A 16,022-nucleotide genomic window follows, 5' to 3' on the forward strand; every position below is an offset into this window, starting at 1 on the left:
TCCGGGAGGCGGCCCGGCCGCGGACTCAGCCGTGGCCGGGCGCGTGCCCGCCGACCTCCTCGCGCAGCTGTTCCAGCACCCCCGACAGCAGCCGCGACACGTGCATCTGCGAGTAGCCCAACCGGTCCGCGATCTCGGACTGGGTGTGGTCCCCGAAGAACCGCAACCGCAGGATCTCCCGCTCCCGCGCGGGCAGCCGCGCCAGCGCGGGCCTGAGCGACTCGCGCTCCACCACCCGGTCCAATGCCGTGTCCTCACAGCCCAGGTGGTCCTCCAGGCGCGTGCCCTCCTGGCCCTCGGCGTCGGAGGAGTCGGGCGCGTCCAGCGACAGCGACCGGTAGGACTCCGAGACCTGCGCCAGCTCGCTGACCTCGGCCTCGGGCAGCCCCATCTCGTGGGCCAGCTCCGCGATCGTGGGCGTGCGCGCGTGCTCCTGCTGGAACTCCCCCGTCACCCGGCGCAGCCTCACCCGGTTCTCCTGGTGGCGGCGCGGCACCCGCACCGCCCAGGTGTGGTCACGGAAGTGCCGCTTGATCTCCCCCGTCACCGTGGGCAGCAGGTAGGAGACGAAGGGCTTGCCGCGGTCCGGGTCGTAGCCGCGCACGGCCTTGACCAGACCCACCATCGCGGTCTGCTTCAGGTCCTCCAGCGGCTCGCCGCGCCCCCCGTAGCGGCGCGCGATCTTGTTGATCAGGGGCTGGTAGAGCACGACCACCCGTTCGCGCAGGTCGTCGGCCCTGGGGTCGTCCTCGGCGAGGTCGCGCAGCTGGGAGATCAGCTCCTCGGGGCGGACCTTCCCGGCCTCCCGGACGTCTTCGTTCCCCGCGTCGTCGGGAACGGTGTCCTCGACCGGCCTGCGCGGTCTGGGGATCACGGGCAGTCGGTCGGTGACGGTCGTCGACGTGTGTGTTTCGTTGAGAGACGTGGACAAGAGGAAACCCCCCGGTGCTCTGTCCTGTGTGCTCATGTACCTGCCTGGGCAGGACACCGGCGGCGCGAACCCGCGCGCGACCCGCGGGGCCGGTGGCCCTGTGGCTGGCGGGACAGCCGCGATGCACAGACTAGGTTCCGTCAGGAACGGCTTCAAAAGCCACGAATCCAAATTTTTGTTGCAATACGACAATTATCTTGCAAAAATCGTCAAATTACATCAAATCCGACACGAATATCCATTCGTCCCGTGGCACCGCCGCCAGTGCTCCCGAGGCACCGCGGCCCGCTCGCCCGGTCTGAGGCGTCCGCGTCGGTCGGATACACAGTCGCACGGTTCCGGGCTACGGACGTGGTCCGACACGTGCGCGAGACGCCCGGCCCGCCCGCCTCCGTCACCGGGGACGGCGGCGGGCGGGCCCCCGGGCCCCGCCGGGAGGGGCTCCGGACCGGTGCTTCGAGGACGCGGTGGGCGTGCGGGACCGGCGGGGTCCGGGGGTTCGCAGGGCGTCCGGGGAGCCCGGGTCTACCTCGGGGCGAGCGGACTGGCGAGGAGCAGCCCGGCCCCCGTGGCCGTGCCCGCGCCGACGCCGTCCAGGCACAGCTCCTGGAGCGCCTCGCTGTCGTGCACCACGGCCTCACCGGTGAAGTGGTACCGCGCGGGCCTGCCGCCCAGGTGCTTCCACCGCACCGAGGTGATGTCCAGCGCGCCCGCGAGCTTGCCGTCCAGCCAGCCCTCGAACTCCTCCTCCGCGAGGGGGACCCGCTTGCCGCGCGGGCGCGCCCCCTCGCCGGAGGCCCCGGCACCGCGCGGCGCGGCGGGCGCCGTGATGAGCTCCCAGCGGACGGTCTCGCCCTCGGAGTAGCGCGGCATCGGGTGGATCGCGGCGGAGGTCGCGCCGGGGACCTTGCCCCAGGCGGGGGCGGTGTCGGAGCTGACCACCAGCGTGCTCGGCGAGGTGCGCGCCCACAGCACGCGGGCGTCGGACTCGGGGTCGGGATCGACCGCTCTGCGCACGGCCTGCCCCATGACCGCCCACTGGTCCATCCGGGCGCTGCGCTTGGGGTCGAGGTTGATGCGGGACAGGTACAAGGAGTTCCCCTCCGGGGCGTCCCCGCCGGGGCGGGGGTCGGTGTTCGTGTTCGGTCTCGGGCCGTCGAGGATCGCCTCCGCCCGGAACGGAGTTCCCACTGTACGAGGCATCGTGCCCCGGCTCGGCCCGTCCGCACGGGGCCGCTCCCCGGCAGCCGGCACCGGTCTTCCCGGCCCGGCTCCCGGGGAGCGGTTCATCGGTTCAGGACGTGTGGAACCGACGGCTGCCTCAGTCCAGGTCCCTCACCTGCACGTTACGGAACCAGACGTCGGAACCGGTGTGGTGGTTCTGCAATCCGACACGGCCCGAGGACAGGTCCCGGTCGGGGTGGGCGCCCTCGGTGTCGAACTCGTTGATCAGCACGCCGTTGAGGTAGACCGTGACGTTGAGCTCCTCGACCACGATCTCGTAGGTGTTCCACTCCCCCGGCGGGTTGAGCGCCTCGTCCCTGGCCTCGATGTCGGCCCCCTGGAAGTCGTAGATCGCTCCCGTGGTGAGCTCGGGTTCGTCCGTGGCGTCGATCTGCACCTCGAAGGCGCGGTTGCGTACTCCGGGGCCGCCCTCGGGGTCGGGGAGGCCGATGTGCACGCCGGAGTTGTCGTCGCCGCCCATCTTCCAGTCCAGGGTCAGGCTGTAGTCGGTGAGCTCCTCCGGGTGGGTGATCAGGCCGAGCCCGCCGATGGAGCGCATGGTGCAGTCGGCCTGCGTGACGAAGCCGCCGGGCCCGACCATCTCCCAGTCGGCGAAGCTCTCCTCGGTGCCGTCGAAGAGCATGCGGTAGCCCTCGTCCGGCTCGGCCGGGACGCAGGACTCCTGCTGGACCCGCAGGTGGTCCCAGTTCAGGTGGCGGTCATCGTCCTCGTCGGCGGAGAGCGTGATGGTGTTGGTCCCCTCCCGGAGGTCGAGCCGCTCGACGTGGTCGGCCCACGTCTGCCAGGTCCCGGTCGTCTCCAGCGCGATCTGCCCCCGGTCCTCACCGTTGACGGCGAGCGAGATCGTCTTGGTGCCGGCGAACGGGTCGGGGCCGTTGGAGTAGCGCAGGGTCACCGGGTAGGTCCCTGCCTCGTCGACCCCGACCTCCCAAGTCAGAGAGGCGCCGACGCCGCCGAAGCCGTCGACGTAGCCCTCGCCGGTGAAGTGGGGGTGCTCGTCGTCGATGTCCGCGCCGCCCCGCAGCGTCCCGTCCTCGGCCTCGTACACGCCGGTCCCGTTGGGCGGCTCGACGTAGCCGGGGATGGAGTGGACGGTGTACCAGGCCTCGGTGCTCCACAGCTCGGTGCCGTCCGCGGAGGCGAACGGTCTCGGAGAGCGCACGTGCACGACGCGGTCCTCGCGCAGACCGGCGATGTCCAGGCTCACCGTGCGCCCGTCGTCGGAGACCGAGGCACCGGTGACGGCCAGGGTCTCCTCGTTGCGCTTGGGTCCGCCGTACTGCGAGGTCGGGGTGTAGGACCACTGCTCGACCTCGTACCGCTCGCCGACGTTCTCGACCACGTCGTCGGCCACCGGCTGGGTGTAGGTGATGTCGAACCCGGTCTCCGTGACCTGCATCGACACGATGTCCATGGCCTCCTCGGACGTGGGCGTCAGCTTCTGCAGGCCGTAGGGGAGCTTGCCCGGCTGCTCCCAGTTGCCGCCTCCGCCGATTCCGCCGACGTAGAACGAGCCGTCCGGGCCCAGGGCGAGCCGGCTGACGCCGGACTCCAGGCCCTGGGTCATCCGGAACACCGCGCCCTGCTTCCTTCCGTCGACCTCCTCCAGGAAGGCCCGCTGTATCCCGCCGTAGGTGACGTCGCCGAACACCATCTGCCCCGCGAACGGACCCTCCTCGACCAGCACCGGGTTGGTGGGCGAGTTCGAGATCTCGTTGTGCGGCAGCCACAGCACCGGCTCGGTGACCGGCTGGTCGTCGAAGGGCCCCGCCGGGGTGGTGTAGTGGTTGTAGAAGGCGTCCGGTTCGATCTCGACCAGTTTGGAGGCAGGCAGCCAGTCCCCCTGGTTGTCCGCCACGAGGATCTCGCCCCCGGGGCCCCAGCCGATGCCGTTCGGGGTGCGCAGACCCCCGGCGACGTACTCCACCTCGCCGGTCCGCTTGTCGATCTTCACCGAGGTGCCGCGGTTCTCGACGTGCTGGGGCACCGTGGTCCGGCCGCCGGGCGTGATGGCCACCGACAGGTTGAGGTAGTAGTGGTCCTCGTCCGCCAGGAGTCCGAACGCGAACTCGTGGTAGGTCCCGCCGGAGGGCCAGGTGGCGATGGCCTCGGTGGCCTCGTAGAACCCGTCGCCGTCCTCGTCGACCAGTCGGCTGAGCTGGTGCTTCTCAGAGACGATGACCTCGCCGTCGTCGACGAGCACCCCTTGGGGCTCGTTCATGTCGGTCGCGACGACCTCCGTTGTGGTGGTGCCGGAGCCGGCGCCCTCCCCCACGGTGCCGTCGACGATCTCCACGGCGCCGTCGAAGCTCTCGCGCCCCGCCCAGGTGGTGATGACCATGCGGCCGTCGTCGAACCAGTCCATGCCGGTGACCATGGGCTCGTAGCCCTCCGGCCGCAGGTCGGTCAGGGTGTAGTTCGGGTGCACTCCGGCCAGCGGAGCCCCGTCACCGGGACTGTCGTCGGCGTCGGTGCACGTCTTCACGCCGGGCGCGGTCACACGGGTGACGTCGGCGTCGGTGGTCAGCGCCGACTCGGGAACGAGGACGAACCCGTCCGTTCCGGGTGGTCTCCACTCCAGGCGCAGCGCCTTGTCGAAGGCCCCTTGGAAGTAGTCGATGCGCAGGGCGTGCGCGCCAGCGGTCAGCTCGACCGAGCCGTCGGCCGCGGTCGGGGGCTGCCTCCGGTCGTTCTCGATGATCTCCTCGCCGTTGACGTCCAGGCGTGACCCGTCGTCACTGATGATCCGGAAGTCGTAGAGGCCTTCCTCGGTCACGTGGACGTTCCCGGTCACGCGCGCCATGAAGTTGTTGGCGATACCGCCGAATTCCTCGGTGGTCTCCCAGTCCACGTCCGAACGCAGGACGTCGACGTTGGGCGTCTGCCCTTCGGTCAGGGTGCAGATCTCCTGCGGTTCGAAACCGACGTCGAAGACCTGGAGCGTGACTCCGGGCTCCTGCGGCGGCAGGTCGGCGGGATCGGCGGCGGCGGTTCCCGCCGGGAGGAGCAACCCGGCGGCCAGGGTGGACCCCAGGGCCGCGGCCAGGTAACCGCGTGGTCGAGCAGGCATGGACTATCACCTCGCGTGACTGGGTGTCGTCGTCTTCGTCGGCGCGCGTCGGCGCTGGCCCGTGCCGGGCGCACGCGCGGACGCGGTACGAGTCGGGGGTCGGGGCACGGTGGACCGCCGCGCCTGGCGGACGTGGGTGGGGGCGGCGAGAGGATCGGCCGGGGCGGGGGGAAGGGGGGTAGGGCTCTCACTCGGAAGGAGAGCGGCTGCCAGCGGTGGAGGGGGGAAGAGGCGTGGGAGCATCCCGGGAAGGCCGGGGGTCCGAGGGAGGCAAGGGTTTCCGGAAAGGGCCCTTCGGGGTTCGGTGGGTTCGGTGGGTTCTCTGTCGGGGAGTCGTGGCGGGGGTCGTTCGGAGGATTCGGGGTTTCTCAGAGGAGGCGGGACACCCCGCCCTCCCCGAACTTGTCGAGCCGTCCGCACATGCCCCAGGCCGGGCCCGGTTCGCCCCGGTAGACCGCCGCGGAGGACAGGTGCGCGGTGTCGCCCCCGGCGAGCGCGTCGAGGTGGGCGGCCGTGCGGGAGACCTCCGCCGCCGGACCCCGTTCGAACCGGGTGCGCCAGTCGGGCAGACGCGCGGAGACCAGACGCAGGGCTGATACGTGGAAGTCGGTCATCGCGGACCGGTCACCCGCTTCCAGGCGGTGTCGCAGTTCGGCGAAGCCGGAGAGGGCGAGGTCTCGTCGGGCCCTGGCGGCGCGCTCGGGGTCGGCCGGATCGAGGGAGACCGCCTCCGCGTAGGCCCGCGCGTCGGAGAGCACGTCGGGGGGGAAGGTGAGGACGGCGTCACCCGCCTCGGGGAGGCCCGCGTTCTGCATGAGGACGATGATGCGCAGGCCTCCGTCGTTGACGAGGCGGTGCACCGTTCCGGGTGTGAACCACACGAGGTCGCCCTCGGCGAGCGGGGTCGAGGCGAAGCCGTCCGTGGTCAGGGTCTGCACAGCGCCCGATCCGCCGACCACCGCGTAGGCCTCGGCGCAGGCCAGGTGCATGTGCGGGGTGCCGCCGCAGAGGCCGTCGGAGCCCTGGGCGGCCGGCCAGTCGTAGACGCGCAGCCGGGACAGGCCGATCCCGCCAGGCGGCGACGGCGCCTCGGAGGCGGAGGCCTCAGGCCCCGCGTTCAACGCCGAGTCCCTTCACCGCTCCGCTGGCGCTCCGCAGATCGGACCGCCGCCTTCCATGCGCGGCGGCGGGCGGGTCCGGTGCCGTTGGACGGGGGAACGCGGGACGGGAGACCGCCGGGACGGCGGCGAGGACCGCGCCGCCCGAGAGTCTCGGCCGGTGGGGACAGGACGGCGGTGTACTCATGGGCAGACCCTCGATCGCTCGAAAGAAAGCGCTTTCTGTGCGGCAAAAGTACGTGCGCGTCCACACGTTGTCAACATCACATCACGAAGAGTTCACGCGTCGGCCCTTCCCCGCGGACCCCCTGGAACCGTCGACCGACGGCCTTCCACGACGCACCGGAATCCGCCGCATCCGCCCCGGGCCGCGTGCGCCGCGCCCCGCCACCCCGCCCGAAAGGGGCGTTGACATCTCCGCTGTGGTGTATTTAACATCCCTGAGACGGAAAGCGCTTTCTGGCCCAGGCCACCGCCCACTCCCTACGAGGGATATCAGGTCGGACATGACTCAACAGGCAGAACAAGCTCCCCGCGCACCGCAGGCACAAGCGCCAGACACGTTCCGCAGGTCCCGCATCCGCCGTCCGCTCAGCTCGTTCGGGCTGATGTACCCCCTCGTTTTCCTCGCACTGCTCGCGCTGTCGTGGTTCCTCGTCACCACCGGGGGGCTCGTCGAGCCCTACGTTCTCCCCTCCCCCGCGGACACGTGGGAAGCGTTCGCTGACAACACCGCCTACCTGTGGACGCACACGGTCGTCACCACGGTGGAGACCGTCGTCGGCTTCGTGATCGCCTCCCTGGTCGGCGTGGTCGTCGCCGTGCTCATGGTCTACTCCCCCACGGTGGAGAGGACCTTCTACCCGCTCGTCCTGTTCGCGCAGGTCATTCCGAAGATCGCGATCGCGCCGCTGTTCGTCGTCTGGCTGGGCTTCGGTGCCAGCCCGAAGATCTTCGTGGCCGTGCTCATGGCCTTCTTCCCCGTGGTCATCTCCGGTATCAGCGGCCTGCGCTCCGTCGACCCCGAACTCCTCGAACTCACCTCCACCATGGGCGCGTCCCGGATCAAGACCTTCTGGAAGGTCCGCTTCCCCGCGGCGCTGCCCGAGCTGCTGTCCGGGCTCAAGGTCGCGGCGACACTGGCGGTCACCGGCGCGGTCGTGGGCGAGTTCGTGGGCGCCAACTCCGGCCTCGGATACGTGATCCTCCAGGCCAACGGCAACATCGACACCGCCATGCTCTTCGCCGCGCTCTTCATCATGTCGGCCCTCGGTGTCCTGCTCTTCGCCGTCATCCAGGTCGCAGAGACGTTCCTCATCCCTTGGCACGCGTCGCGCCGCAACCGAGGCTGACCACCCCTCGCCACGAAGGACTCCCATGGCCACTCGCATGTTCCCCCCTCCCAAGCGTTCGGTACTGGCCGCACTCGCCGCCGCGAGCGGCGTCCTCTCCCTCGTCGCCTGCTCAGGCGGAGGGGGCTCGGACGGCGGCGGCGACGAGGTCACGTTGCAGCTCAACTGGTACCCCTACGGCGAGCACGCCCCCTTCTACTACGGCGTGGAGCAGGGGATCTTCGAGGAGCACGGGATCTCGCTCACGATCGAGGCCGGGCAGGGCTCCAGCAAGACCGTGCAGGCCGTCGGCCAGCAGAGCTACGACTTCGGTTGGGCCGACGCACCAGCGCTGCTGGCCAACATCGACCAGGGGGTCGACGTCAGGTCCGTGGGCGTCTTCCTCCAGTCCACGCCCTCGGCGGTCCAGGTGTTCTCCGGAACGGGCATCACGGAACCGGAGGATCTCAGGGGCAGGACGATCGCGGTCTCCGCAGGTGACGCGGTCACGACCACCTTTCCCCTGTACCTGGAGGCCGTCGGACTCACCGAGGACGACGTCGAACAGCAGAACCTCGACGCCGCCGGCAAGAACGCGGCGATGATGTCGGGCCAGGTCGACGGCCTCATCGGCTTCGCGCACGACCAGGGGCCCAAGCTCGCCGAGGAGAGCGGCGAGGAGGTCAGCTACCTGCGCTACACCGACGCCGGACTGAACTTCTTCAGCAACGGCCTCCTCGCCCACACCTCCACCATCGAGGACGATCCCGATCTGGTCGAGCGGATGGTCGCCGCCACCTCGCAGGCCTACAGCGCCGCCCAGGAGGCGCCCGGGGAAGCGGTCGCCGCCATGGAGGGCCGGGATCCGCAGCTGCCGAGCGCGGAGGTGCTCCTCCACCAGTGGGAGGAGACCATCCCGCTGCTGCACACGGAGAACACCCGGGGCCGGGCTCCGGGCGTCACCGCCGAGGAGGACTGGCGCCAGACCATCGAGGTGCTGGCCGAGGCCGGGCTGGTCGAGGAGGCCAAGGAGACGAGCGCCTACTTCGACGCCTCGTTCACGGCGGAGGAGCGGTGAGCATGTTCGCCAGGGCAGCGGACAGCACGCCGGAAGAGGCGGGCGCGGGCTCCCCGGAACCCGGGGGCCCGATGGTCGGTATCCACGGGGTCGACGTCACCTTCCGGACCAGGGCGCGCACGGTGCACGCCCTCAGCGGAATCGACCTGACCGTCGAACGCGGCGAGTTCCTCACCATCGCGGGGCCCTCCGGCTGCGGGAAGTCGACCCTGCTGCGGGTGATCGCCGGACTCACCGCGACGAGCGCGGGCGGGGTGACGTTGCGCGGCACCCCGGTGGAGGGGCCCCGACGCGACGTCGGTTTCGTCTTCCAGCGCGCCGCGCTCCTGGAATGGCGCAACGCCCGCGACAACATCCTGTTCCAGGCCGAGATGCGCGGACTTCCCAAGGCGTGGTCCCGTCGACGGGCCGACGAACTCATCGAGATGACCGGCCTGACCGGCTTCGAGAAGGCCATGCCCTTCGAACTCTCGGGCGGCATGCAACAGCGCGTCTCCCTGTGCAGAGCCCTGCTCCACGAACCGGACGTCCTTCTCATGGACGAACCCTTCGGCGCGCTGGACGCGCTGACAAGGGAGAACATGAACGTCGAACTGCGCCGCATCTGGGAGGCCACCGGCATGACCGTCGTGCTGGTGACGCACTCCGTGGCCGAGGCCGTCTACCTCGCCACCCGTGCCGTCGTGATGGGGCCGCGCCCCGGACGCGTCATCGAGGAGTTCACCATCGGCATCCCGGGCCGCCGTGAGTACGAGCCCACGTTGGAGAACCCCGAGTTCCACAGGATCGCCGGACGCGTCCGCGAGCTGCTGGGCTCCACCGCCACCGCCGACTGAGCCCGTACGGTGCCCGGAGCCGCGCGCGGACGCGGTCGGTCAGGGCCGGCCGGCGCGCGGTTCGGTCCGGGCCGCCAGGCGGATCCCCGGCCAGGCCCCCTGCTCGGCGAGCCGGGTCGTCACCTGCACGATGCCGTGCCGGACGACGGACACCGCGTCCCGCGGCTCGTAGTAGTCCGAACCGGCGCACACGGCGATGTGGCGTTCGATCACGGGGTCCACGACCCGCCGCACCACGAGGTCGGGGGCGCTGCGCAACGCCTCGACGCTGGACAGCGGGAGCAGGGCGCAGGCCTCCCCGCTCTCGGCGATGCGCACCATCGTGCCCAGGGACTCCACGTCGGCGGCGATCGTGGGCACCGCGCCGTGTTCGGTGAAGACGCGGTCGATGAGCACGCGCAGGTTGCTGCGTGCTCCAGGGGCGACCAGCGGCACCCGGAGCATGTCGGCCAGGCTGATGTCCCCGTAAGCCGCGGTGCCGGCCGCGGCCGGGCCGACCGGGGCGGGCCCGGCGGCCCGGCCGCCCGCGGGCGGCTCCTCGGCGTCCGAGCGCCCGACCAGGTACAGCTCCTCGGAGTACAGCGGCGTCTCGGCCGGTCGGGGCGCCGCGTCGTCGCGGTACAGGACGGCAAGGTCCATCCGCCCGACCGTGAGCAGCTCCTGGATGTACCCGCTCACCGACTCGAACAGCCGCAGGCGGACGCCGGGGTAGTGCCGTTTCGTCCAGGAGAACAGCGCCGGAGCGAGGTGGACGGCGGCCGCGGTGGGCAGCCCGACGGCCACCGGACCGCGGATGGCCCGGGGCTCCTTGGCCACGTCCTCGGCGATCTGGTCGAACCGGCGGATGAGCTGCTGGGCGTCCCGGTACAGGGTCCGCCCCGCCGGTGTGGGCACCACCCCGCGTGGGCCGCGCTGCACGAGCCGCACGCCCAGTTCGCCCTCCAGCTGCCTCATCCGCTGGCTGACCGCGGGCTGCGAGACGAACAGCACCGAGGCGGCGCGGGTGAAGCTCCCGCTGTCGATGACCGCGATGAAGTCCCGCAACTGGGCGATGTCCACTGGCTGTCCCCTCGGCCTACACGGTCCGGTCCCTCCCCCCGGCGCGCCGCAGCAGTCGGCGGGCGCGTTCCACGACCGGCCGGTCGATCATCTCACCGCCGCGCCGCACGGCGCCCCCGTCCCCCGCGGCGAGTACCCCGCGCGCCCATTCCAGCTCGGCGGCGTCGGGGGCGAAGGCGGTGTCCACCGGCGCTACCTGGGCGGGGTGCACGCACAGCTTGCCGCCGAACCCCCAGCGGCGGGCGCGGGCGGCGTCGCGTGCCGCGGCCGCGCCGTCGCGCACGTCCGTGGTGACGCCCTCGACCGGCGGCGGCAGCGAGCACGCCGCCGACCAGCGCACCAGGTCGCTCCGCGACGGGTCCAGCGCGGCGTCGTCGGCGGTGCCCAGGTCCAGGGCCAGGTCGATCCCGCCGAACAGCAGCCGGACCGTCTCGGTGCGGCTCGCGATGCCGGAGAGCTCCACCAGCCCGCGGGCGGACTCGATCAGCGGCAGTACCGGTGCCCCGCTCGCCTCGGCCGCGGCGCGCACGTCGTCACCGGACTCGGCCTTGGACAGGACGACGGCGTCCGGCGCCAGCTCACGGCACAGCCGCGTGTCGGCGGCGAACTCGGAGGTGGTGCGCGCGTTGACGCGCACGGCCACGGCGGGGGCGCGGCCGGAGGGGGGACGGGAGTCGGCGACGCTCGGCCACCCGGCCCGCAGGGCTTCGCGCGCGGCGTCCTTGCCGTCGGCCGGGACGGCGTCCTCCAGGTCGACGATGACGGCGTCGGCGCCGCTGAGCACCGCCTTGGCGAACCGGTCGGGTCGGGACGCGGGCACGAACAGCCAGGTGACGGCCGAGGCGAGCGCGTCCGCGCGCGCGGCGTTCGTCCGCGGCGGCGCCATCAGACCACCCCGCCCGACCGCAGCTCGCCGGTCTCCTCGGCCGTCATCCCCAGTTCGCCGAGGATGGCGTCGGTGTGCTCGCCGAGACCGGGAACCGGGTCCATGCGGGGGGCCGGGTCGCGCGGTCCTGGCGGCGCCAGCGCCGGGACCCGCCCCGTCGGCGTGTCCACCTGGTGCCAGCGCCCGCGCGCGGCGAGCTGCGGGTGGTTCCACACGTCGGCGAGGCTGTTCACCCGGGCGTAGGCGACCGGGACGTCGGCGAGCAGGGAGGTGGCCTCGTCACCGTCCAGTTCGGCGAAGCGCCGGGCGATGACGGCCCTGAGCGTGTCGCGGTTGGCGCTGCGGGCGGCGTTGGTGGCGTAGTCGGGGTCCTCGGCGAGCGCGGGGCGCTCCAGGAAGCGCTCGCAGAACGCGCGCCATTCGCGCTCGTTCTGGATCGCCATCAGGACCACCTGCCCGTCGCGCGCGACGAAGGGGCCGTAGGGGTAGATCGTGGCGTGCGCCGCGCCGGCGCGCGTCGGCGGTTCCTGGCCGTCGTATGCGTAGTAGAGCGGGAAGCCCATCCACTCGGCGGTGGCCTCCAGCATCGACACGTCCAGGTGGACGCCCTTCCCGGTGCGTGCGCGTTCGAGCAGAGCGCCCAGGATCGAGCTGTAGGCGTACATGCCCGCGGCGATGTCGGAGACCGAGATGCCGACCTTGGCCATCTCCTCTCCGCTGCCCGTCACCGACAGCAGCCCCGACTCGCTCTGCACCAGCAGGTCGTAGGCCTTCATCGTCTCGTAGGGGCCGGGGGAACCGTAGCCGGAGATGTCGCAGACGATGAGTTCGGGGTGGCGCGCGTGCAGCTCGGCGGCTCCCAGCCCGGCGCGGGCCGCGGCCCCGGGCGCCAGGTTCTGGATGAAGACGTCGGCGCGGGCCAGCAGCCGGCGCAGCACCTCGTTGCCGCGCGGGTCCTTGATGTCCAGCGTCAGGGACTCCTTGTTGCGGTTGACCCACACGAAGTGCGAGCTCATACCGTTGACGCGGGAGTCGTAGCCGCGGGCGAAGTCGCCCGTGCCGGGGCGCTCGACCTTGATGACGCGGGCTCCCATGTCGGCCAGGTGGCGGCTGGCGTAGGGAGCGGCGATGGCCTGCTCCAGGGACACGACGGTTACACCGCGAAGCGGCTGCATGGTTTCTCTCCTGTGTGTGTGAAGGTCGGGCGCGCCACGCGTGCGGGGGTGCCGCGAGCCGCGTCCCCGCGGGCCGCCGCGTGCGCGGCGACCCGTAGGGACGGTGGCCGCGGCTCGCGGCGGTCGTCCCGGCTGGGTCGTGTTCCTCGGAGCATTTCGGTCCAGCCCGTCGCCCTCCGCCGCCCTCGACGGAGGGCCTTCGGCTCCGGTACCTCCGCGAGCACCGGGCCGCCTCCCGCTGCGCCGGTTCCGCTTGCAAGGCCAACGGCCGACCCGCGCGAACCGTCTTGCGGGAGATCGCCCGGACGGCCGCTCGCTGCTCCGAAGGCCTCCGCGGAACACTCCCTAGACGACGAGGCTGATGCCCACGACGATGACCAGCGAGACCACCGAGGCCAGTGAGGTCACGAAGGTCAGCGCCTTGAGCGTGCCCCGGGTGGTCACGCCGAGCAGCGACTGGAACATCCAGAAGAAGTTGCTGTTCACGTGGAGCGCGAACAGGGCGCCCGCGCCGATGGACAGCCCAAGGACCGCGGGCGGCAGGTCCAGGCTGCCCATGATCGGGGCGAGGATGCCCGCGGCCGCGATGGCGGCGACGGAGATCGAGCCGATGGCCACGTGCAGCACGGCCGCCACCAGCCAGGCCAGCAGCACCGCCACGAGCGTCGGCGTGCCCGCGTCGGCCGAGAACAGGCCGCCCAGGACCCCTTCGAGGGCCGTCTCGCCGATCACCGCGCCCAGCGAACCGCCGACACCGGTGACCAGCAGGATCTGCCCGGTGGTGTTGAGTCCCTCGCCCAGCGCGTCGTTGGTGCGCGCGTTGCCCAGCACGCCCCGCGACAGCAGGTAGGCGCCGAGCAGGCCCACGAAGAGCGCCAGCACCGGGTCGCCGAAGAAGGCGATCACGGGAGACGCCACGCCCGCGGCCTCGGCGATCGCCCCGGCGGCGATCATGACCAGCGGGATGAGGATGGGCAGCAGGGAGACGTAGAGCGGCGGGGTCCGCGGTGCCGTCTCGGGGACCTTCGCCGTGCCGTCGCCGCCACCGCCGTCGCCGACTCCACCGGTTCCGCCGCTGCCGCTGCCGCCGGGGGCGGCGCCCGCGGGCTGCACGGCACCGGCGGGCTCGCGGTCGCCGACCGCCGCCGGGGCGGTCTCGTCCTTGTCGGGGTTCCAGAACCCGACCTTCAGCAGGAGCCCGTAGAGGAACACGGTGAGCACCGCCGTGGCCAGTCCGACCCCGAAGCCGTAGAGGAGCATCGTGCCGAGCGGGACGCCCAGCAGACCGGCGATCGACACGGTTCCCAGACCGGGGATCACGAACACGTAGCCGACGAGGATGCCGGTGCTGAGCGCGCCGCCCATCATGCCGACGCCGTTGCGGCCCAGGCCGGGCGCGGCGGAGCGGGCCAGCGGGGCGGCGAGCACGAGCTGCACGTCCACGTAGATGGACGGGAAGACCGTGCTCAGCACGGAGGCGAGCGCGTAGGGGAGCCGCTTGGGGCCGAGCAGTCTCAGCAGCAGCTCCACCAGTTTCTGCAGGGCGCCCATGCGGAACAGCAGCGACCCGAGGAGGACGCCGAATCCGATGAGCAGCCCGACTTCGGTCATGATGTCGCCGAAGCCCTGGGCGATGGTCGAGATGGTCTTCTCGAACCCCAGCCCGGCCGCGAGTCCCAGGTAGATCGACCCGATCACGAGTGCGATCACCGGCTCGACGCGGGCGGCCAGGATCAGCAGCACCACGCCGATAATCGCTATCGCCGTGTGCGCCACGACCAAGGTGTCAGTCATCTGGCTCTTTTCCGTTCATACCTGATGGGGGGCGGTGTCAGGCTCTGGGTCACTGAGGCGGACCGCGACCGGTCCGGTCCCTCCACCGCCTGAGGCCGCGCGAAAGCGCGGCCTCCTTGGCGGAAACGCTCGCACATCCGCACTTGAACGGCGTGAGCGGGTCCGCCCCCGACGTGCGCCGGTGCCGTATCGCGGGCGGGACGTCCCGCGGAGGGCCGCGAACGGCGCTGCGCCGCGCGGCGGCGGGTGGACGCGTCGCCCTGTGGTCCGCGCCACAGACCTGACCATGCAACACGAAGTCGGGGCCGCCTGGTAGGGGCCCGTCCCCATGGGGCTCATAAGCAGGGCTTATACCTGGGCGAGCGCCCGGTACGGCGAGCCGCGTCGATGGCTCCGGAGGCGGGCGGCGGTGCCCCGCGCGAACGGGGGCGGCGGGCGGGCGACGGCACGGGAGGCCGACGGCCTCCCCGACGACGTGGGCTGACGGGCCGCACGCCCCGGTTACAGCCCCACTTCCACCCCACCGGAGACGCAGAAAGGGGCCCACCTGATGGTGGACCCCTCGCTGACCTGCTATTCCTCTGTCGGGACGGCGGGATTTGAACCCACGACCCCTTGACCCCCAGTCAAGTGCGCTGCCAAACTGCGCTACGTCCCGTCCGCTGCGCGAACGCCGCTCCCGGCGCCGCCAACAGGTGAAACTGTATCGCATCCGGCAGGGCTCTCGAACCGGATACCGGGCCGCGGACGCCGGGTCCGGAGGGCCCCGCTCAGGACACCAGCCCCTCCACGAGGGACTCCTCGTCGTCGCCCGTGTGCACGACCACCGCTCCCGGGGCCGCGAGCACGTCGACCAGCACCCGGCCCTCGGGGACGATCCACCGCGACGTGTCCCGGGACACCGAACGGCCGAAGGGCGCGACCGCCACCCCGACCACCCTCTCGTCGCCCCAGGCGGTGGGCGGCACGCGCGGGACGACCACCGCCTCCTCCAGAGCGACCACGTTCTCCATGCTCGCGAGCCCGCTGAGGAGGTCGCCCGGGTCGGCCGTCGCGGTGATGCCGCCGGAGGCGTCCACGCGGTGGAACAGCGAACCGCCGCGCAGGTCCTCGTGAAGCACGCCGCCCGTGGTGCCGGCCCGCACCACGCTCTCCGGTTCGTAGTCCTCGTCCCCGCCCCAGTCCTCGTCCGCCACGATGTCGGGGAGGACGTCGATCCGCTCCCCGGTTGCCGCGTCGAGCACGCGCAGGACCGGATCGGCGTCGTACTGTTCCAGCGCGACCACCGGATCACCCTCTCCGCCCGGGTAACCGCCTCCGACCGGCTCGGGGGCCGTCCGCCCCGGTTCGGCGTCCCAGGTGTGGCGCCAGGTCTCCTCCCCGGTGGTGAGGTCCACCGCCGTGACCGCGACCTCCACCCGGTCCTCACCCGAGAAGAGGTCGGAGAAGCCCTCGTAGTCCGAGTGGTCCCCCAACCTGCTCTGCCGCTCGGGAGCGCA

12 protein-coding genes and 1 tRNA gene are annotated in these 16,022 nt (G+C 71.8%); 3 read left to right on the top strand and 10 right to left on the bottom strand.

Features of this window, described 5'->3' with window-relative positions; all coding sequences use genetic code 11:
* Positions 1–25: 25 nt before the first annotated feature.
* The 4 genes from KGD83_RS19585 to KGD83_RS19600 form a co-directional block, all read right to left on the bottom strand.
* Positions 26–874 (bottom strand): SigB/SigF/SigG family RNA polymerase sigma factor, encoded by an 849-nt coding sequence (locus KGD83_RS19585; protein WP_212640567.1) that lies wholly within the window; start codon positions 872–874, stop codon positions 26–28.
* Positions 875–1,456: 582 nt separating this feature from the next.
* Positions 1,457–2,023: a type I-E CRISPR-associated protein Cas6/Cse3/CasE gene (locus KGD83_RS19590; protein WP_212644506.1), complete on the bottom strand. Its 567-nt coding sequence runs from the start codon at positions 2,021–2,023 to the stop codon at positions 1,457–1,459.
* Between the two features lie 229 nt (positions 2,024–2,252).
* A complete protein-coding gene (locus tag KGD83_RS19595) occupies positions 2,253–5,246 on the bottom strand; it encodes a family 16 glycoside hydrolase (protein ID WP_212640568.1) in 2,994 nt (997 codons plus the stop codon).
* 368 nt (positions 5,247–5,614) lie between these two features.
* Positions 5,615–6,367 carry a cupin domain-containing protein gene (locus KGD83_RS19600; protein ID WP_212640569.1) on the bottom strand — a complete coding sequence of 251 codons (753 nt, stop codon included), beginning with the start codon at positions 6,365–6,367 and terminating at the stop codon, positions 5,615–5,617.
* Positions 6,368–6,972: 605 nt separating this feature from the next.
* Here KGD83_RS19600 and KGD83_RS19605 point away from each other — a divergent pair.
* From KGD83_RS19605 to KGD83_RS19615, 3 genes are read left to right on the top strand one after another with little or no spacing between them, the layout of a single operon-like run.
* Positions 6,973–7,716, top strand: coding sequence for an ABC transporter permease (locus tag KGD83_RS19605; protein WP_249351959.1), 744 nt, complete (start codon positions 6,973–6,975; stop codon positions 7,714–7,716).
* A 25-nt stretch (positions 7,717–7,741) separates the two neighbouring features.
* Positions 7,742–8,773: an ABC transporter substrate-binding protein gene (locus KGD83_RS19610; RefSeq protein WP_212640571.1), complete on the top strand. Its 1,032-nt coding sequence runs from the start codon at positions 7,742–7,744 to the stop codon at positions 8,771–8,773.
* Between the two features lie 2 nt (positions 8,774–8,775).
* Positions 8,776–9,609 (top strand): ABC transporter ATP-binding protein, encoded by an 834-nt coding sequence (locus tag KGD83_RS19615; protein WP_212640572.1) that lies wholly within the window; start codon positions 8,776–8,778, stop codon positions 9,607–9,609.
* A gap of 39 nt (positions 9,610–9,648) precedes the next feature.
* Here the strand turns inward: KGD83_RS19615 and KGD83_RS19620 are convergent, their stop codons facing one another.
* From KGD83_RS19620 to KGD83_RS19645, 6 genes are all read right to left on the bottom strand, one after another.
* The gene (locus tag KGD83_RS19620; RefSeq protein WP_212640573.1) at positions 9,649–10,668 is read right to left on the bottom strand and encodes a LysR substrate-binding domain-containing protein; all 1,020 of its coding nucleotides are present in this window, start codon (positions 10,666–10,668) and stop codon (positions 9,649–9,651) included.
* Between the two features lie 16 nt (positions 10,669–10,684).
* Complete coding sequence (locus tag KGD83_RS19625; protein ID WP_212640574.1) at positions 10,685–11,554, bottom strand: HpcH/HpaI aldolase/citrate lyase family protein; 870 nt, start codon at positions 11,552–11,554, stop codon at positions 10,685–10,687.
* The gene (locus KGD83_RS19630; protein ID WP_212640575.1) at positions 11,554–12,729 is read right to left on the bottom strand and encodes a CaiB/BaiF CoA transferase family protein; all 1,176 of its coding nucleotides are present in this window, start codon (positions 12,727–12,729) and stop codon (positions 11,554–11,556) included. Before KGD83_RS19630 ends, KGD83_RS19625 begins: the two co-directional genes overlap by 1 nt.
* A 345-nt stretch (positions 12,730–13,074) precedes the next feature.
* A complete protein-coding gene (locus KGD83_RS19635; RefSeq protein WP_212640576.1) occupies positions 13,075–14,523 on the bottom strand; it encodes a GntP family permease in 1,449 nt (482 codons plus the stop codon).
* A 584-nt stretch (positions 14,524–15,107) separates the two neighbouring features.
* Positions 15,108–15,181: transfer RNA gene (locus tag KGD83_RS19640), tRNA-Pro, on the bottom strand.
* Positions 15,182–15,293: 112 nt separating this feature from the next.
* Positions 15,294–15,998 (bottom strand): hypothetical protein, encoded by a 705-nt coding sequence (locus KGD83_RS19645; protein WP_212640577.1) that lies wholly within the window; start codon positions 15,996–15,998, stop codon positions 15,294–15,296.
* Positions 15,999–16,022 lie beyond the last annotated feature (24 nt).

The organism is Nocardiopsis akebiae (genome assembly GCF_018316795.1).
In the GTDB taxonomy this organism is placed as follows: Bacteria; Actinomycetota; Actinomycetes; order Streptosporangiales; family Streptosporangiaceae; genus Nocardiopsis; species Nocardiopsis dassonvillei.

Coding starts and splice junctions, on each gene's coding strand:
- KGD83_RS19610 (WP_212640571.1), top strand. CDS start 7,742: ATGGCCACTCGCATGTTCCCCCCTCCCAAGCGTTCGGTACTGGCCGCA.
- KGD83_RS19615 (WP_212640572.1), top strand. CDS start 8,776: ATGTTCGCCAGGGCAGCGGACAGCACGCCGGAAGAGGCGGGCGCGGGC.
- KGD83_RS19605 (WP_249351959.1), top strand. CDS start 6,973: ATGTACCCCCTCGTTTTCCTCGCACTGCTCGCGCTGTCGTGGTTCCTC.
- KGD83_RS19630 (WP_212640575.1), bottom strand. CDS start 12,729: ATGCAGCCGCTTCGCGGTGTAACCGTCGTGTCCCTGGAGCAGGCCATC.
- KGD83_RS19625 (WP_212640574.1), bottom strand. CDS start 11,554: ATGGCGCCGCCGCGGACGAACGCCGCGCGCGCGGACGCGCTCGCCTCG.
- KGD83_RS19635 (WP_212640576.1), bottom strand. CDS start 14,523: ATGACTGACACCTTGGTCGTGGCGCACACGGCGATAGCGATTATCGGC.
- KGD83_RS19595 (WP_212640568.1), bottom strand. CDS start 5,246: ATGCCTGCTCGACCACGCGGTTACCTGGCCGCGGCCCTGGGGTCCACC.